The sequence below is a fragment of the Hymenobacter edaphi genome, from assembly GCF_003258365.1.
Classification (GTDB): domain Bacteria; phylum Bacteroidota; class Bacteroidia; order Cytophagales; family Hymenobacteraceae; genus Solirubrum; species Solirubrum edaphi.
Genome location: NZ_QHKM01000001.1, coordinates 1590975 through 1608004, shown reverse-complemented (window position 1 = coordinate 1608004; position 17030 = coordinate 1590975). Strand labels below are relative to the sequence as shown.

Sequence of the window (17030 nt, the reverse complement as noted above, 5' to 3'; positions counted from 1 at the left end):
ATTGAAACGCAGAAAAGCACTCCGCCGGCTTGCACTGCCCAAAAGCTTCTACTACTTTTGTCGCCACTTCGCCGCCCTCGACGGCGGAGCGGACGCCCTCAACAGCGTCGTTATCGTGTTCTGCGCACATGGTGAAATTGGTAGACACGCCATCTTGAGGGGGTGGTGCCTTCGGGTGTGGGAGTTCGACTCTCCCTGTGCGCACACCAGCCCAGCGGCCGGTTCCTTATTCAGGAGCCGGCCGCTGTTGTTTTGGCGGCCCGTGCGGATCCGGCCGCGGCTTCGAGGGCCCTAGCGAAGGCAGCCGCCCCGAAACGCCGCTGCAGGATCAGTAGCCGCTGGTGGCATCGGGACCGGCTCCAGGCTTTGCTACGGCTATTCACCGGTGTACTGCCTGGCTGCAGCAGGGGTAGCCGAGCGGCTCCTGGAGCCGGGAAACCCGCCCCGGCTGCCCGGCGCCGGCACGCAGGGGCCTACGTCCGCTCGAAGGGGTTGGCCGGCACCACCAGCACCACTTTCTCGCGCTCCACCACCACCTGCCCGGGCAGGGCGCCTTTGGGCTTGCGCACGAACTTCTTGGGCGTGACGGTGACCGGGCAGAGCGAGTCGTTCTGGCGGCGCGAGTACCAGGCGGCCAGCTGGGCGGCGCGCTCCACCACCGGCGCGGGCACCGCGTGGCCCGGCCGCTGCCGGATGACCACGTGCGAGCCGCTCACGTCCTTGGCGTGCAGCCACAGGTCGTCCTTGTGGGCGTAGCGCTGGGTGAGCAGGTCGTTGTTCTGCGCGTTGCGCCCGACCAGGATGGTGAAGCCCGAGTCCTCGAACACCTTGAACGGCAGCTCCGCGGCCGCCGCCTTGGCCTGCACGGCCGGGTCGAGGCCGTGCTGCTTGCGCCAGGCGCGCAGCTGGCGCAGGTCGGGCAGGGTGGGCAGCTCCTCCAGCCGCTCCAGGCACCACAGCGCCTCGGTTTCGCGGCGGTCGGCGCGCTCCTGCAGCTGCCGCTGCTCGATCTGCTGGTTTTTGGCCTTGCGGTAGAGGTTCTGGGCCGTGCGCTGGGGTGTTTCGGTGGGCTTGAGCTTGATCAGGCGCGGCTGGTCGTTCTGGTAAAAGTCGAGCACCTCCACCGCGGCGGCTCCGGCCGGAATCTGGTGCAGGTTGGCCATGATCAGGTCGGCCGTCTGGCGGTAGCTGGCTTCGTGCTCCAGCGCGTGCAGGCGCTTGCGGGCCATGCCGGCGCTGGTGGTGGCCTCGTCGGCGCGCTTTTCCAGGGTTTGGCGCAGCAGGCGCAGCTCACCCTCGTAGACGCCGCGGCCCAGCAGCAGCGGCACAAAGGCGCGCAGGGCGGCCACCGGGTCGGGCGGCAAGGTCTGCTCCACCTCACCCACCGGCAGCAAACTCAGGCGCGTGCGCCCCTCGAGGCTGACGATGTAGAGGGCCGGGGGCTGCTCCAGCAGGGCCAGCAGCTCGTGCAGCAGCGCCACGCGCCCGGGCGGCGGGGTCGCGTCGTAGCCGCGCTGCCGCAGCCAGTGGCGCGGCACCTCGCCCAGGGTGGGGTAGAGGCGGGCCGGGTCGGGGTGGGCGGCCACTTCGGCGGGTGAGGGGTCGGGCCGTGGGGGCACTGCGCGCAGGGCCGCATCGGCGGTGAAGCGCTGCTGAAACAGCTGGGCCGGTGCGGTGGCGTCGGCGGGGTAGAACACGGCATTGGCGTGCGGACCGAATAGCTTCAGCAGCAGCTCGGCGCCGCTGCCAAACTGCAGGTGCAGCACCCGGTCGTTGGGCGTTACGGCCACCCGCTGCACCTGCTGGCCCAGCAGGGCGGGCAGCAAGTCCACCGAGTTCTGGCGGGCGCGGTGGAACTCGGTGGACAAACTCAGCAGGGGCTGGGTGCCGGCCAGCCGGGCCTTCAGCCAGAACTCCGCCGCGCCGTTGGTCAGCCCGATGACCAGCTCGTCCTTTTCCTGCGAAAAACACGCGGCCACGCGGTAGCCGGCCAGCTGTTGGGTTAGCGCCGGCGCCAGCAGGCGCAGGAAGTAATAGTTGTTGTGCATAGCGAAAGGCGCGGGCGTGCAACGCAAGTTGGGAATTTTGCCGCGCCGCCTACGCCCCGCGGTGCCGCCAGGGGGCAAGGGCAGCGGCTGGCCGGGACTGGTTTGGGCCCCCGGTGCCAGCTGCGCCTCACCGGCTGGCCGTTGCGCCAGGCGGCGCACTCGTCACCCGATTTCGTAGAACTCCAGCGGCAGCTGGTCGGGGTCGAAGAAGAAGGTGAAGCGGCGACCGGTGTACTCGTCGGTGCGCACCGGCTCGCACGTCACGCCGTGCCGGGCCAGGTGCTGCACGGCCGCCTCCACATCGGCCACGGCGAAGGCCAGGTGGCGCAGGCCGGCGGCCTCGGGGCGACTGGGGCGCGGCGGCGGACCGGGGAAGGAAAACAGCTCGATCAGGTACTGCCCTTGCAGCGCCAGGTCCAGCTTCCAGGAGTCGCGCTCGGCGCGGTATACTTCCCGCACGATGCTCAGGCCCAGCACTTCGGTGTAAAAGCGCTTGGACGCGGCGTAGTCGGTGCAGATGATGGCGACGTGGTGCAGGTGTTGGAGGTGAAGCATGGCGCGGACGTTACGGAGCAAAATCCAGGTGGTGATTGAAAAAGGGCAACAGCTGCTGGTACATGCGCCCGTCGGGGCCCATCACGCGGTTGCCGTGGTCGCCCTGGTACTCCTCGGCCGAGTGCGCCACGCCGAAGGCCGTCAGCGCGGTGCTCAGCTGCCGGCAGGTGATGGGGATGTGCCGCAGCTGGTCCTGGGCGCCCCAGTCGAAGGCCAGACCGCGCAGCTGGCGCAGCGCCGCCAGGTGCGCGGGCAGCAGCGCCAGCGGCGTCGCGGCGGCCCACTGTCGCAGCACCGCGTCGCGGCGGGCGAGGCTGTCGGGGCCAGGGTAGCGGAGCAAGGCCGCGCCGAAGGGCTTTTGGGCCGGCATGGGCGAAAAGGCGCGGGCCACGGAAAGCAGGCGCACGGCGTTGAAATCCTTCAGCACCTCGGCCCGGGTAGCGGCGCGGGCGGCCACGGCCTGGCTGGGGCGGTCGGCCATCCATTCGGCGTGGGGCGCCACCAGGCCGGGGCTGAGGGCGTAGGCGGCGGCCCAGGTGCCGGGGTAGAGCAGGGCCAGCCGCAGCACGCCGTTGCCGCCCATGGAGTGGCCGGCCAGCCCGCGGCTGCCGGGCCGGGCCAGCGTGCGGTACTGCTTATCGATGAAGCTCACCAGCTCGCGGGCGGTGAAGTCGGCCCAGGGGCCGTTGGTGGCCGAGTTGGCGTAGAAGCTGCCCAGATACAGCGTCGACTCGTTGGGCACCACCACGAGCAGCGGGCGGATCTGCCCGGCGGCAATGGCCGCGTCGAGCAGGCGGGCCATGCCGTCGGCGTGGAAAATCAGGCTGTCGTTCCAGCTGAAGCCGTGCAGGTAGTAGAGCACCGGGTAGCGCTTCGCCGGGCTGGCCTCGTAGCCCGGCGGCAGGTACACGCTCACCCGCCGGCGCGGGTTTTCGCCGCCCGCGTTGCCGCGCAGCAGCCGGGAGTCGAGGTAGGTGGTGACGACGCGGCCGGTGGGGGCGGTCTGCGCGAAGGCGTGCGGCAGCCCGGTCAGTAGCAGCAGCGCCAGCAGGAGGTATTTCATCGGCGGCGAAGATACCGGTGAAGCCGTAGGACCGCGCAGCGTACTGGCCATCTATTCGCCCAGAAACTTGGCCGTGCTCACAGCTCCAGCCGCAGCCCGTCGTAGGCCAGGCGCACGTGGGCGGGCAGGGCGGCTTCCACCTCGCGGTGCTTGCCCAGCAGGTGGCTGATGTGTGTGAGGTAGGCGCGCTTGGGCTGCACGTCCTCAATGACTTCCAGGGCCTCCGTCAGGCTGAAGTGCGAAATGTGGGGCTCGTGGCGCAGGGCGTTGAGCACCAGCACGTCGGAGCCGCGCAGCTGCGCGCGGGCTTCGGGCGAGAGGTGGTTGGCGTCGGTCACGTAGCTGAAACGGCCCACGCGGAAGCCGAGCACCGGCAGCTTGTAATGCAGGGCGCGGATGGGCTGGAACTCGATGCCCTCGACCTCGAAAGCCGCCGTGTCGCTCAGGATGGGTACCGTCTGCACCCGCGGCACGCCGGGGTACTTGTGCTCGGCGAAGATGTAGGCGTACTCACGCTTGAGCTGCTCCAGCACCCGCGGCTCGGCGTACACGGGCATGTCCTGCTGCTGCTTGAAGTTGTAGGCGCGGATGTCGTCCATGCCTGCCGTGTGGTCTTTGTGCTCGTGCGTGAACACCAGCGCATCGAGCCGGTCGACCCGCTCGCGCAGCACCTGCTGCCGGAAGTCGGGCCCCGAGTCGATGACGATGCTGCGCCCCTGCACCTGCAGGTGCACCGACACGCGCAGGCGCTTGTCGCGGAAGTCCACCGAACGGCACACGTCGCAGTGGCAGCCGATAACCGGTACGCCCTGCGAAGTGCCCGTGCCGAGGAAAGTAACTTGCATAGGAAAGGAGCTAGGAGTTAGAAGCTGGGAGCCAGGAGTTCGAAAATGGATCAAACAGCCATTCTAACTCCTAGCTCCTAACTCCTATCTACTTACCCAATGTGCTGCTTTACGGTGCGCACCAGCGCGTCGAAGTCCAGGGGCTTGGGCAGGTAGTCCGTCACGCCGGCTTCGCGGAAGTCGTCCATGGAGTAGTTGTTGGCGTTGCCGGTAATGGCAATGATGGGCACCTGGCGGATTTTGTCGTTGGTGCTCTGGCGAATTTCGCGGGCCACGGTCATGCCGTCTTTTACCGGAATATTTATATCCAGCAAAATGCAGTCGATGGGCTGGGCTTCGAGCTGTTTCATCACCTCGCCGCCGTTTTTGGCCGACACGATGCGGTACTTCTGCAGCTCCAGGATCTTCTTGGTCAGGTTCAGAATCACGGAGCTGTCCTCCGCAATCAGAATGGTTTTCGAGTCGGACATGACTGCTAGCTAAGGGTTTGGGGGAAGGTGGTGTGGAGCGGTACTGCCAAAAAGGCCCGTCAGGGGGCACTGGTGCGGGCCGGGTACTCCCGGATGAACTCTGCGAAGTAATGCAAAAGCGCCTGAAAATCCCGCACCGCGTGTTCTGTACGGCCTTGTTTGAGCTCGTGTTCGAGGTGCTTGGCCTGTTCGGCCAGCCGCGTCAGGCCCAGGGTGAAGCCCGTGCCCTTGAGCTGGTGCAGGTGAGGCAGGATATCGGCGGGCCGGCCGGCCTCCACCAGCGCCTTGGCTTCGTCCAAAAGCGGGCCGGCTTCCTGCTCAAAGTCGCTGAAGAGGCTGGCGGCAAAATCGGCCCCGCCCAGCTGGCGCAGCTGCTCCACCGTGTCCAGGTCGATAACGGGGCGCGGGTCCGCCGCGTAGGTGGGCGCGGGTTCTTCGGCCACGGGCGGCGCGGTCGTTTCAGCAGCTTGCGAAGCCGCGGGCGCGGTCTGGGCGCCGTCCTCGTTATCGGCTACCGGGGCCAGGGCTACGGCTAGCTGCGGGCGCCAGCGGTGCAGCACCTCGTAGAGGTCCTGGCTTTTCACCGGCTTGGGCACGTAGTCGTCCATGCCTTCCTGCACGAAGCGCTCCGCATCCTCCTTCATGGAGTAGGCCGTCATGGCCACCACCGGGGGGCAGCCGGGCCCGAGGCGGCGGCGGATTTCGCGCATGGCCGTCACGCCGTCCATTTCCGGCATCTGGATGTCCATAAAAATCACGTCGTAGCGCACCCCGCTGGTGGCCAGGCCGATGGCCTCGAACCCGTCGCCGGCCACGTCGGTCTGGCAGCCGAGCTTGTCGAGCAGGCGCACGGCCACTTTCTGGTTGATGGGGTTGTCGTCGACCAGCAGCACCCGCGGGCTCTGCTCGAAGCGCAGCACGCCCACCTGCGACCGGTCGCGCGAGGCCTGCCGCTCCTGCAGGATGGCTTCCTCGTTTTCGGCCACCCGGCAGCGAATGGTAAACCAGAACGTGGCCCCTTCGCCCACCACCGAGTCGACGCCAATCTGGCCGCCCATCAGCTCGGTGAGCTGCTTGCTGATGGCCAGCCCGAGGCCGGTGCCGCCAAACGATTTGGTGGGCGTGGTGTCGAGCTGGGTGAAGTTGGTGAAGAGCAGCTTGGCGTTTTCGGGCGAGATGCCGATGCCCGAGTCCTTCACCTCGAAGCGCAGGGTGTGCTCCACCCCGTCGGTGAAGACGGAGGTGGCGCGCACCGTCACGCGGCCCTGCTGGGTGAACTTGATGGCGTTCGAGGTCAGGTTCGAAAGGACCTGCAGCAGGCGCGTCTCGTCGGTGATGATGAAGCGCGGGGTGTGCGGGGTGATTTCGTAGGTGAAGTCGAGCTGTTTCTGCTGGGCGCGGTTGGCGAAGAGCGAGTGGATTTTCTCCAGCGTGTAGTGCAGGTCCATGCCCTCCTCGTTGAGCTCCATCTTGCCCGCCTGAATCTTGGAGAGGTCCAGGATGTCGTTCAGGATGGCCAGCAGCGCGTCCGAAGACTTGCGCAGCGTGTCGATGTACTCCTCCTGTTCTTCCGAGGCCACCGTCTGGTGCAAGAGGTCAATCATGCCGATGATGCCGTTCATCGGGGTGCGCAGCTCGTGGCTCATGTTGGCCAGAAACTGCGTTTTGGCGTGCAGGGCGGTTTCGGCCTCGTCCTTGGCGCGGCGCAAATCGTCCTGCATCTGCTTGAAGTCCGTCACGTCGCGGGCAATGCCCTCGATGCCGGCCATGCGGCCCTGCTCGTCGTAGAGGGCGCGGGCATTCACCAGCACCTTGATGGGGTGGCCCTCCTTGTGGATGAGCGCGGTTTCGAAGTTGCGCACCACGCCGCCGCCGATTTCCAGCTCGCTGATCAAATCGGCACGGTGGTCGGGAAATTCGTAGTAGTCGGCCACGCGGTGGCCCACCACTTCCTCGGGCAGGTAGCCCACGATGTCGACCACCGAGGGCGAAATAATGGTGATGACGCCCTTCTCGTCGGTGCGGTAGTAGATATCCTGGAACGACTCGAAGATGGCGCGGAATTTCTCTTCCTGCGCCGCCATTTCCAGCAACGAGCGTTTCTTGTCGGTGATGTCGTGCGCAATGCCCGAAATTTCCTCGAAGGTGCCGTCGTCGAGGTAAATGGGGTTGAGGTAGATTTCGCGCCAGGTGTCGTGGCCGCGCACGTCGCGCAGGCGCACCTCGAAGCGCTGGGGCACGCCCTCGAAGGCCCGGGTGTAGTGCTCGATGAACAGCTGCCGGGCGTCTTCCTCCATCATGGCCAGGTCGGCGTGCCAGAGGTTGATGTTCAGGGCCGGGTGCACGCCGTTGCGCCGCAGGAAGTAGGCGGCGTAGTTGCGGTTGAACGAGGTCAGGCGCGACTTCAAATCCACCGACCACATCAGGTGCGTCCCACTCTCGAAGATGGCGTTCAGGCGCGCGTTCTGCTTGTTGATCTGCACCTCGTTGCGCTTCCGCTCGATGGCCAGCGCCACCTGGTTGGAGATGAAGTGCAGGATTTCAAGGTCAGAAGGGGCGTAGGCGTCGGGCTTGGTGTAGTCCTGCACCGTGATGACGCCGATGATCCGGTCGCCGATGCTGAGCGGGGAGCAGAGCATCACCTCCGGCATCAGCCCGTAGGCCGTGATGGTGCCGTCGGCAATAAGACCCTGCAGGTCGGGCTTGAGCAGAATCTGCGGCTTGCCGGTGCGGATGATGTACTCCGACACGCCCGAGGAGAAGGGCCGCATCACCATCGCCTTCTCGCCCTGGGAATTCTGGTCGACGAAGTAGGCGAACTGCAATTGCGTGCGGGCCTCGTCGCAGAGGGCAATGTAGAAGTTGTTGGTTTCGATAATCTTGCTCAGCTCCCGGTGAATGGCCCCGTACAACGAGTGCAAGTCCTTGGAGCTGATGGCCAGGTTGGCAATGCTGTAGTAGACCTTCTGCAGCCGCTCGGCCTTGATGCGGTCGGTGATGTCGTGCAGGATGGCGCGGGTGCTCACCGGCTCGCCGTCGTCCCAGGAGCAGGTGATGGAGCCGATCAGGTGCACCGGCTTGCCCGTCTTGGTCAGAAAGACGGTTTCGAGCTTGTTGACTTTCTCGCCCTTGTAGAGGTTGCGCAGCTGGTAGAGCAGCTTGGCCTTGTAGTAGGGGTGCACCACGTCGGTGAGCGAGAGGCCGGGCAGCTCCTCGGCCGCGTAGCCCAGCTTTTCCTTCCACGCCTTGTTGACGAACAGGAAGCGGTTGTCGATGCTCAGGTTCTGGATCAGGTCGTGGGCGTTGTCCAGAAAGTCCTGCAGCCGCGACTGACTTTCGCCCAGGGCCCGGGCCGTAAACTGTCCCTTGGTCACGTCGCGCCCCACGAACATCACGCCGTTGACCTGCCCGTCGGCGTCGCGCACGAACTCGGCGTACCAGTACACCGTGCGCCGGTGCCGGTCGTGGGCCAGCAGGGAGCGTTCGAAGAAATCCTGCAGCTCCTCGTGCTCCAGGGCCCGGCGGTAGGCGTAGCGGCGCGGCTCGCGCTCCACCTCGGCGGCAAACAGGCTGAAGTACTCCTGGCCCACCACCTGCTCGCGCGAGTAGCCCGTCATCACCAGGAAGAACTCGTTCACGTCGACGATGCGCCCCTCGCGGTCGAGCTGCAGGAAGCCCAGGTCGGCGCGGCTGAGCACCTCGCGCAGCTGCTCGCGCGAGCGGGTGGCGGCTTGCTCGTGCTGCAGGGCCTCAAACTGCCGGCGCGTCTGCGTCACGTCGCGCAGGCTGAGCTCCACCACGATGCGCTGGTCGGGGGGCAGCTCCAGGCGGTGCAGCGTGGCCCAGCCGTCGAGCAGGGTATCGTCTTGCCGGCGGCCGTACCAAATGCGGGCCGCGGGCTGGCCGGTACGGGCCGTCTGCAGCAGGGCTTCCTGCAAGGTTTCTTCGCCGTCCCAGTGCTGCTCGGTGGTCTGCTCGGGGCGCAGAAAAGCCATCAGCCCGGCCGAGAGCAGCACGGCGCGGGTGGTGCCCAGCAGGTCGAGGGCCCGCTGGTTGCAGTCGAAAAGCCGGCCGTGCTCGTCATAGAGCAAAATGCCGTCGTAGGCGCCGTCGAAGAGGGCGCGGTACGTGGCGGCGTCGGTTGCGGCCTGGGAGTGGGTGGTATCGGAAAGCAGCGCCATGCGGGAGAACGAGCGGCCGGCCGCGCCGCCGTGGGGGCGGGGCGCAGGCGGGGAGCAGGGTTTACTTCTTAAATTTGTCAAATATATCCGAACCCCGGTGCGCATTCGTTGCCCGGCCGGCTTGGTTTTTTCCTTTTCTCCCGTGCGCCGCCTGCTCTTCGCCGTCACCACCGACCTGAATTACGACCAGCGGATGCAGCGCATCTGCGCCTCGCTGGCCGGGGCGGGCTACCAGGTGCGCCTCGTGGGCCGCCAGTGGCCGAATTCCCAGCCGCTCACGGCCCAGCCCTACGAGCAGCACCGGCTGCGCTGCTGGTTTAGCCGGGGCAAGCTGTTCTACCTCGAATACAACCTGCGCCTGCTCCTGTACCTGCTCGGGCAGCGCGGCTTTGCGGCCTACGGCTGCGCCGACCTCGACGCGGCGCTGCCCACCTGGCTGCGCGCGCGCCTGGGCCGCGTCCCGTTCGTGTACGACGCGCACGAGCTGTTCACCGAAGTGCCCGAGGTGGTCGGCCGCCCGGCCGTGCGCCGCCTGTGGCTGGCCGTGGAACGGTTTGTGGTGCCCCGGGCCACGCTGGCCTACACCGTGGGCCCGGCGCTGGCGCGGCTGTTCGAGCAGCGCTACGGCCGCGCCTTCGGCACGGTGCGCAACATCAGCCGGCTGGCGGAAAACGCCCCGGCGACGCCCAACGAGGGCTACATTCTCTACCAGGGCGCCCTCAACGCCGGCCGCGGCCTGGAAGCCCTGCTCGAAGCCATGCCCGCGGTGTCCGCCCGCCTGGTCGTCTGCGGCGAAGGCGACCTGTCGGACGGCCTGCGGCGGCGGGCCCAGGACCTGGGGCTGCTGCAGAACGGGCGGGTGGAGTTTCGCGGCTACGTGCTGCCGGCCGAGCTGCGCGAGGTGACGGCGCGGGCCGCCGTGGGCATCAGCGTACTGGAAAACCTGGGGCTGAGCTACTACTACTCCCTAGCCAACAAGTTCTTCGACTACCTGCACGCCGGCGTGCCCCAGTTGATTTCGCCCTTCCCCGAGTACCTGGCTCTGAACGAACAGTACCAGGTGGCCGAAGTGGTGCCCGAGCTGACGCCCGCCGCCCTGGCCGCCGCTCTGAACCGCCTGCTCGGCGACGCCACGCATTATCAGCAGCTGGCCCACAACTGCCAGCGCGCCCGCCTGGAGCTGAACTGGCAGCACGAGGAGCAGGAGCTGCAGCGCCTGTTTGCCGCGCTCTGGCCCGCCGCCCCATCCCCCGTATCCGCATGAGCAAGCAACCCACTCTGCTGGTGGTAGCCGGCCCCACGGCCGTGGGCAAAACGGCCCTGTGCGTGCGCCTGGCCCAGCATTTCGGCACCGAGGTGGTATCGGCCGACGCCCGGCAGTTTTTTCGCGAGATGCACATCGGCACGGCCAAGCCTACTGCGGACGAAATGCAGGGCGTGCCCCACCACTTCGTCGATTCGCACAGCATCACCGAGGACTACAGCGCCGGCCGTTACGAAGCCGACTGCCTGCAGCTGCTCCACGAGCTGTTCCAAAAGCACGAAGTCGTCATCCTCACCGGCGGCTCGGGGCTGTACCTGCAGGCCGTCACCGACGGGCTGGACGAGCTGCCGCCCGCTGACGCGGCAATCCGCGGGCAGCTGCAGGCGGAGCTGGCCGAAAAGGGGCTGCCCGCCTTGGTCGAAGAATTAGCCGCGCTGGACCCGCTCTGCCACCAGCGCATCGACCGGCAGAACCCGGTGCGCGTGCTGCGGGCGCTGGAGGTGTGCCGCAGCAGCGGCCGGCCCTTCAGCAGCTTCCACCAGGCCGGCCCGAAAGCCGAGCGGCCCTGGCGCACCCAGAAAGTCGCCCTGACGCGCGAACGGGACGAGCTGTATGAGCGCATCGATCAGCGCGTGGACCAGATGTTGGCCCAGGGCCTGCTGGAAGAAGTAACGGCACTGCTGCCGCACCGCCACGCGCAGGCGCTGCAAACGGTGGGCTACCAGGAAATCTTCGGCTACCTCGACGGGGCTTACGACTGGCCCGAAGCCGTGCGCCTGCTCAAGCGCAACACCCGCCGCTATGCCAAGCGCCAGCTCACCTGGCTGCGCCGCGACGAAGCCTACCAGTGGCTGCACCCGGACGCGGCCTTTGAGGCCATTGGTGCGTTAGTAAGTTAGTGAATGTCCGAGCGGCACTTCACCAACTCACTAACGTAACCACATTTGCGCTAGAACCGTCTGGCCAGGCGCAGCTGGGCCCCGGGCAGTATGTTGCCGTAGGTGTCGTTTTGCAGGGCCAGCTTGGCGCCCAGCAGCCAGCGCTGCTCGTCGTCCACCACGTAGTCGGCATTCAGCGAAGCCAGGTAGCCCACGTGGAAGCCTTGGGTGTTGCGGGGCCGGGAGTCGAACACCCACTCGTTGTTGGCGTTGCGGCCCCAGCCGGCGTAGTAAAAGTCGTGCTGCCGGGTGTGGCCCACGTAAGCCCCGGCCCCGAAGGCGAAGACAAAGCGCCGCTCGTAGCCGAAGGGAGCGTAGTAGGCTTCGCCCTCCAGGTTGATGGCGCGGTAAGTGATGGGCAGCGTGGCGCCCTGCCCGAAGTAGATGTCCGTGGAGCCGTTGATCAGGGCCAGGCGCGGCCCCACGCTGAAGTGGCGGCCCAGGGTGCGGGCGTAGCCCACGTGGAATTTCTGGCAGAAATAGTCGCCCGAGCCGTTCAGGCTCCGGCCCGCGCCGAACTCGACAAGGTTGCGGGGTGCCGGGCGGGTGGATGGCGCGGTTTGGGCCAGGGCGGGCAGGCTGAGCGAAACGGCCAGAGCGAGCGGGTAAAGAAGCTGCATGCGGAAACGGTGGAAAGGGGTAGATAAGCGGGACAGTTACCCCAAGGGGAGGCCCGGAACCCGAAAGGTTGGCCTGCCCGCTCCCGCAAGCCGAATTATTTTCCGGCGCCCCGCCGCCCGCCAACGCCGGCAGGGCGGGCCGTACTGCTACGGCCCGCCCTGCTGCCCGGCCGAAGGGCGGCTTACACGCTCAGGATTTCCACCATGCGCATGAAGCCCTGGTTGATCATCTTCTTGCGCGAAATGCACTCCTGGAAGGGCGTGTACACCAGCTTGCGGTCCACAATGCCGGCCATCACGTTGCGCATGCCGTTGAGCAGGCCCTCCACGGCGGCAATGCCGATCTGCGAGGCCAGCAGGCGGTCGGCGGCCGACGGGGCGCCGCCGCGCTGGATGTGGCCGATGACGGTCACGCGGGCGTCCATTTCCGGAATGGCTTCCTTCACCTTGCTGGCAATGGTGGTGGCGTTGCCCTCCTCGTCGCCCTCGGCCACGATGATCAGGAACGAGGATTTCTGGCGCTTGCGGGCCACCTGCAGGGTTTCGATAACCGTGTCGATGCTCTGCACCTGCTCGGGCACCAGCACGATTTCGGCCCCGCCGCCGATGGCGCAGGGAATGGCGATGTAGCCCGAGTCGCGGCCCATCACCTCCACGAAGAAGGCGCGGTCGTGCGAGTCGGCCGTGTCGCGGATTTTGTCGATGGCGTCGAGGGCCGTGTTCACGGCCGTGTCGTAGCCGATGGTGTAGTCGGTGCCGTAAAGGTCGTTGTCGATGGTGCCGGGGGCGCCCACCGTCGGAATGCCGAACTCGCGCTCAAACAGCTCGGCGCCGGTGAACGTGCCGTTGCCGCCAATGGCCACCAGGCCCTCGATGCGGTGGTTCACCAACTGGTCGAAAGCTTCCTGGCGGCCTTCCTTGGTGAGGAACTTCTGGCTGCGCGCCGACTTCAAAATGGTGCCGCCGCGCTGCACGATGTTGGCCACGGAGGTGGAATCGAGCTTGACGATTTCCCCCTTAATCATGCCCGAATAGCCGCGCATGATGCCGTAGACTTCGATGCCGTGGTACAGGGCCGTGCGCACCACGGCGCGCACGGCGGCGTTCATACCGGGCGCGTCACCGCCGCTGGTAAACACTCCAATTCGCTTCATTCTTTCGTGGGTCAGAAGGACAATGCATCCGCAGATGGGCCGTCCATGAAATGGCAAAGGTACAAGAACCGGCCAACCGCCGCCGCTTGAGCTAAAATTTGTACGCAAATATGACCGGCAAAATGGCAGTTTTTTTCGCTTTGCCGTATTGAACGGTTGCGGGCGAAACCCTACCTTAACCTCGCACCCGCTACTGCCCGCCATGGTCGCCGGGCCGGTGGCAAAACTCCCAGCCTACTCCGCGGCCGCTCCCTCTTCACCGTTTTACCCTGCCCGACCTATGTTTGGTTTCTTCGAAAGCGAACAGAATAAGAAAGTCCGCAGCCACATTCACAACCTGGCCGCCCTGGCCCGCGTCGACGGGCACATCGACGAACGGGAAATGAATTTCCTGGTGGCCGTGGGCAAGAAAAATGGCCTGAACGCCAACGATGTGCGCAGCGCCGTGTCGAATGCCAGCTCCCACGTGCTGCACATCCCCGACAACGACTCCGAGCGCTTCGACCAGATCTTCGACCTGGTGGATATGATGCTGGCCGACGGCGTGGTGGACGACAACGAAATGGATTTCTGCATCGACATGGCCGAGAAGCTGGGTTTCCGCAAGGCCATTGTGGGCGTGCTGGTGCGCAAAATCTCGATGGGCGTGCGCGACGGGCTGCCCCGCGAGCAAATCAAGGAAGAGTCGCAGGCCTTCCTGAATTTCCAGGGTAAGGGCGAGCCGGCCCACGGCAACGGGCTGTAACCGCGCCGGCGCCGCACCCCTAACAGTTATTAAAACAGGCGTTCCTGCGCGCAGGAACGCCTGTTTGCGTCGTTGGGCCTGCGTAAAATCGGCCCGGGCGGGCGCGGCCCGAAAACGGCGCCAGGCCCCCAGCCGGAACGGGGGGCGTACCGGCGGGCGCGGGGCAAGACGCCCCGCTAGCCGCCCGGGAGCCGGGCCAGGCGGGGCGTTAGCGGCGGTAGCCGCGGGCCAGCAGCTCGGCCTTGGAGTTGACCTGCAGCTTGCGGTACACTTGCCGGATGTGGCTGCGCACCGTGTCGATGCTCAGGAACAGGCGGTCGGCAATGCGCTGGTAGCTCAGCCCGTCCTCGATGCCGCGCACGATGTCCTGCTCGCGGGCGGTGAGCGGCTCCAGGGCTAGGCGCGGAGCGGGCTGAAAGTAACGGATGACGTGGCGCGCAATGCCCGGCGACATGGGCGAGCCGCCGGCGGCTACCTGCAGCAGGTTTTCCTTGATGACGGGTAGGGGCGTATCCTTCTCCAGGTAGCCCACCGCCCCGGCGCGCAGCGAATCGAACACGCGCTGGGCGTCGGAGTACACGCTGAGCATGACCACCTCGGCCGTGGGCAGCAGCTGGCGCAGCGGCACCAGGCCCTCGATGCCCGACAGCCCGGGCAGCCCGATGTCGGAGAGGATAAGCGTGGGGCGGTGAATCATGGTGGGCACCGCCGCCAGAAACTCCTCCACCGACGCCGCGCTGAGCACGCAGCTGAACTCGGGCTGGGCGCAGAGGTAGCCCGTCAGCGCTTCCCGAATCGTGGGCTGGTCTTCAATGATGCCGAGGTAAATCACGGGGCAAAGGTCGGAAGTGGGCCGGGCCGAAAGTATCGCATAAAGATGTGAAACGCGCCGGAGCCAATGAAGGTCGGCGCGCGTGTACGGCCGGCGGGAAAGCCCGGCCGGCAAAAGCCCGCCGGGACCCGCTAAGGTGTGTGGACAGTAGCTGAAAACGGGGTTCGGCTGCTTTCCAGGCCGTTATGCTTGAACTGGTATCCGCTTGTCAAAGCTCCTCTAGGGCTTCGTTGTTCGGTAGAGAGGCTTGACTGCGTCGACCTGCGGTTCGCGGGGCTGCGCATAACGTTTTTTTCGCTCGCTATCCACGCACCCTAGCTCAGCGGGAGCCGCGCCACCACCCGAAAGCCCGGGCCGCTGGCGTCGTAGCTGACGGTGCCGGCGGCGGCGGCGGCCCGGGCCTGCATGTTGCGCAGGCCCTGCCCGGCGCTGGTCCGGGCGGGTACGGGGGCGCCGCGGCCGTCGTCGTGCACATCCAGCTCCAGCTGCCGGCCGTGCAGGCGCAGGCGCACCGTCACCTGCCGGGCCCCGGCGTGCTTGACGGCGTTGTGCAGGGCTTCCTTGTAGATCAGGTACAGGGCCTGGCGCGAGGCCAGCGGCACGGCGGTGGCCGTCAGGTCCGGGTCGGCCGCAAAGTCCAGCTCCACCCCGGCCGGGGGCAGCACCAGGTAGGCATGGTCGCGCATGCGGTCGAGCACGCTGGAGAGCGAGTCGTTGCGCGCGTCAATACCCCACACCACGTCGCTCATCTGGCGGGCGGCCTGCCGGCTGGTTTCGGCCATGTGGTCGAGGTGCTGGCGCTGCTGCTCAGGCGGGTACAGGCCCTCGCGCAGCATGGTGCTCTGCATGGATATCTGCGTGAGCAGCGAACCCACGTCGTCGTGCAGGTCGGCGGCCAGGCTGGTGCGCAGGGCGGCTTCGCGGGCGGCCTGGCGGCGGCGGTACTGCCAGAAAGCCAGGCCGCTCAGCCCGGCTACCACGCCAATCAGGCCCAGCAGCAGCAGGGCCTGCCAGCGCTGCCGCAGGCGGTTCAGCTCCTGCTGCTGCTGCTGCAGGCGCGTTTTCTGGGTGAGCAGCTGAATCTGGGCCTGCTGCCGGCCCAGCTCGTGGCGGTACTGCAGGGCCCCGGTGCGGCGGCTTACCTCGGCCCCGGTCAGGCTGTCGCGGGCGGCCATGAACTGCTGCTGAGCCTGGTAGGCGCGGGCGAAGTCGCGGCGGTGGGCGTAGGCGCGGGCCAGCACCTCGTGGGCGTCCCGGATGCCTTCGGGCGCGCGCAGCAGCCGGCTTTCCCGCAGGCTTTGGTGGGCATAAGCCACCGCGCTGTCGGTCCAGCCGCGCGTCAGGCTGCTGCGGCCCAGCAGCCCCAGCACCCGCGGCACGGCCAGCGGCAGCACCTGGCGCGTGGGGCCCAGCACCACGTGGGCGCGCGTCATGGCGGCGGCCGGGTGGCCGAGCTGCTCGTCCATTTCGGCCAGGTTGATTTCCATGCGCAGGATTTCGGGGGCCAGGTGCAGCCGCTGGCTGATGGCCATGCTCCGGGCGTAGTAGCGGCGGGCCTGCGGCCAGCGCCCCTGCGCCCGGCGGATTTCGCCCAGCTCCCCGTAGATCAGGTTGAGCCGGTCAGGGTAGTCGTAGCGCTGCGACACCTGCAGGGCGTGGCGCAGGTACCGCTCGGCGTGGTCCAGCTCGCCGAGTTGGCGGTACACGTTGCCGATCTGAATCTGCAGGCTGGTATAAAAGCGGCGGGTGTCGCCGGCGTCGTAGGAGGCCGGCACCCGGAGGCAGTAGGCGAGGGCCGTGGCGTACTGGCCCTGCTGGGCGGCAATCCTGGCCAGGCGGCCCAGGCAGCGGATCTGCCCGCCGACGTTGTGCAGGCGCGTGAATTCCGTGTTGGTTTTGCTCATCCAGCGCTTGGCCGCGTCGTACTCGCCGAGCAGAATGTAGCAGTCGGCCACGTCGAGCAGGGCTTCGGCTTCGTAGTCCTTGTAGCCCAGCTGCCGGGCCAGCCGCAGCGCTTCCAGGAGCACCGGCAGGCTGGCGCGGGTGTCGCGCTGCTGGATTTCCCAGGCCAGGTGGGTGGTCAGCGCAATCTTGACGGTATCCAGCCGCGGCCGGGCCCGGATCAGGGCCTGAATGCTGTCGAGACGGTGCTGACTGGTGCGCTGCACCCGGCCGGCCGCCAGCGTCGTCGGCCCGGAAGGCGGGGGCGGGGCCGTTGGGTGGGCGTTACGCGGCGTTGCTTCCGCTCCGGATACCACGAGCAGCCAAAGGCTGAAGAAGGCAGCGGAAGCAAACAAAAACCAGCGCATTGAGGA

The 17030-nt window shown here is 67.0% G+C and carries 13 protein-coding genes and 1 tRNA gene; 4 read left to right on the top strand and 10 right to left on the bottom strand.

Going from position 1 to position 17030, the window contains the following annotated elements:
• The first annotated feature begins 122 nt into the window (after positions 1 to 122).
• Positions 123 to 204, top strand: a tRNA-Leu gene (locus DLM85_RS06720).
• 269 nt (positions 205 to 473) lie between these two features.
• Here the strand turns inward: DLM85_RS06720 and DLM85_RS06715 are convergent.
• The 6 genes from DLM85_RS06715 to DLM85_RS06690 all read right to left on the bottom strand — a co-directional run bounded on the left by DLM85_RS06715 (position 474) and on the right by DLM85_RS06690 (position 9162).
• Positions 474 to 2048, bottom strand: coding sequence for an NFACT RNA binding domain-containing protein (locus DLM85_RS06715; protein ID WP_111477271.1), 1575 nt, complete (start codon positions 2046 to 2048; stop codon positions 474 to 476).
• A 162-nt stretch (positions 2049 to 2210) separates the two neighbouring features.
• Positions 2211 to 2603, bottom strand: coding sequence for a VOC family protein (locus DLM85_RS06710; RefSeq protein WP_111477270.1), 393 nt, complete (start codon positions 2601 to 2603; stop codon positions 2211 to 2213).
• Between the two features lie 10 nt (positions 2604 to 2613).
• Complete coding sequence (locus DLM85_RS06705) at positions 2614 to 3666, bottom strand: alpha/beta hydrolase (protein WP_165822032.1); 1053 nt, start codon at positions 3664 to 3666, stop codon at positions 2614 to 2616.
• Between the two features lie 77 nt (positions 3667 to 3743).
• Positions 3744 to 4511, bottom strand: coding sequence for an MBL fold metallo-hydrolase (locus tag DLM85_RS06700; RefSeq protein WP_111477268.1), 768 nt, complete (start codon positions 4509 to 4511; stop codon positions 3744 to 3746).
• 92 nt (positions 4512 to 4603) lie between these two features.
• Positions 4604 to 4981 carry a response regulator gene (locus DLM85_RS06695; protein ID WP_111477267.1) on the bottom strand — a complete coding sequence of 126 codons (378 nt, stop codon included), beginning with the start codon at positions 4979 to 4981 and terminating at the stop codon, positions 4604 to 4606.
• A gap of 59 nt (positions 4982 to 5040) precedes the next feature.
• On the bottom strand, positions 5041 to 9162 hold the full coding sequence (locus tag DLM85_RS06690) for a PAS domain S-box protein (RefSeq protein WP_111477266.1): 4122 nt from the start codon (positions 9160 to 9162) through the stop codon (positions 5041 to 5043).
• A 142-nt stretch (positions 9163 to 9304) separates the two neighbouring features.
• Here DLM85_RS06690 and DLM85_RS06685 point away from each other — a divergent pair, with 142 nt between their 5' ends.
• Together DLM85_RS06685 and miaA are read left to right on the top strand one after the other, a co-directional pair.
• Positions 9305 to 10426: a glycosyltransferase gene (locus DLM85_RS06685; RefSeq protein ID WP_165822031.1), complete on the top strand. Its 1122-nt coding sequence runs from the start codon at positions 9305 to 9307 to the stop codon at positions 10424 to 10426.
• On the top strand, positions 10423 to 11325 hold the full coding sequence (gene miaA / locus DLM85_RS06680) for a tRNA (adenosine(37)-N6)-dimethylallyltransferase MiaA (RefSeq protein ID WP_111477264.1): 903 nt from the start codon (positions 10423 to 10425) through the stop codon (positions 11323 to 11325). The genes DLM85_RS06685 and miaA overlap by 4 nt, the downstream gene beginning before the upstream one ends.
• 50 nt (positions 11326 to 11375) lie before the next feature.
• Here miaA and DLM85_RS06675 read toward each other — a convergent pair whose 3' ends face one another.
• Positions 11376 to 11984 carry a hypothetical protein gene (locus DLM85_RS06675; RefSeq protein WP_111477263.1) on the bottom strand — a complete coding sequence of 203 codons (609 nt, stop codon included), beginning with the start codon at positions 11982 to 11984 and terminating at the stop codon, positions 11376 to 11378.
• A gap of 182 nt (positions 11985 to 12166) precedes the next feature.
• On the bottom strand, positions 12167 to 13138 hold the full coding sequence (gene pfkA / locus DLM85_RS06670; RefSeq protein WP_111477262.1) for a 6-phosphofructokinase: 972 nt from the start codon (positions 13136 to 13138) through the stop codon (positions 12167 to 12169).
• Positions 13139 to 13418: 280 nt separating this feature from the next.
• Between pfkA and DLM85_RS06665 the strand changes: the two genes are divergently transcribed.
• Complete coding sequence (locus DLM85_RS06665) at positions 13419 to 13883, top strand: tellurite resistance TerB family protein (protein WP_111477261.1); 465 nt, start codon at positions 13419 to 13421, stop codon at positions 13881 to 13883.
• Positions 13884 to 14091: 208 nt separating this feature from the next.
• Here the strand turns inward: DLM85_RS06665 and DLM85_RS06660 are convergent, their stop codons facing one another.
• Together DLM85_RS06660 and DLM85_RS06655 are read right to left on the bottom strand one after the other, a co-directional pair.
• Complete coding sequence (locus tag DLM85_RS06660; protein ID WP_111477260.1) at positions 14092 to 14715, bottom strand: response regulator; 624 nt, start codon at positions 14713 to 14715, stop codon at positions 14092 to 14094.
• Between the two features lie 314 nt (positions 14716 to 15029).
• Entirely contained in the window at positions 15030 to 17024 is a 1995-nt protein-coding gene (locus DLM85_RS06655; protein ID WP_111477259.1) for a tetratricopeptide repeat-containing sensor histidine kinase, read from the bottom strand.
• Positions 17025 to 17030 lie beyond the last annotated feature (6 nt).

Bases quoted from the DNA above. Each gene is read 5' to 3' on its own strand.
- DLM85_RS06715 (WP_111477271.1), bottom strand. From the start codon at position 2,048: ATGCACAACAACTATTACTTCCTGCGCCTGCTGGCGCCGGCGCTAACC.
- DLM85_RS06710 (WP_111477270.1), bottom strand. From the start codon at position 2,603: ATGCTTCACCTCCAACACCTGCACCACGTCGCCATCATCTGCACCGAC.
- DLM85_RS06705 (WP_165822032.1), bottom strand. From the start codon at position 3,666: ATGAAATACCTCCTGCTGGCGCTGCTGCTACTGACCGGGCTGCCGCAC.
- DLM85_RS06700 (WP_111477268.1), bottom strand. From the start codon at position 4,511: ATGCAAGTTACTTTCCTCGGCACGGGCACTTCGCAGGGCGTACCGGTT.
- DLM85_RS06695 (WP_111477267.1), bottom strand. From the start codon at position 4,981: ATGTCCGACTCGAAAACCATTCTGATTGCGGAGGACAGCTCCGTGATT.
- DLM85_RS06690 (WP_111477266.1), bottom strand. From the start codon at position 9,162: ATGGCGCTGCTTTCCGATACCACCCACTCCCAGGCCGCAACCGACGCC.
- miaA (WP_111477264.1), top strand. From the start codon at position 10,423: ATGAGCAAGCAACCCACTCTGCTGGTGGTAGCCGGCCCCACGGCCGTG.
- DLM85_RS06675 (WP_111477263.1), bottom strand. From the start codon at position 11,984: ATGCAGCTTCTTTACCCGCTCGCTCTGGCCGTTTCGCTCAGCCTGCCC.
- pfkA (WP_111477262.1), bottom strand. From the start codon at position 13,138: ATGAAGCGAATTGGAGTGTTTACCAGCGGCGGTGACGCGCCCGGTATG.
- DLM85_RS06665 (WP_111477261.1), top strand. From the start codon at position 13,419: ATGTTTGGTTTCTTCGAAAGCGAACAGAATAAGAAAGTCCGCAGCCAC.
- DLM85_RS06655 (WP_111477259.1), bottom strand. From the start codon at position 17,024: ATGCGCTGGTTTTTGTTTGCTTCCGCTGCCTTCTTCAGCCTTTGGCTG.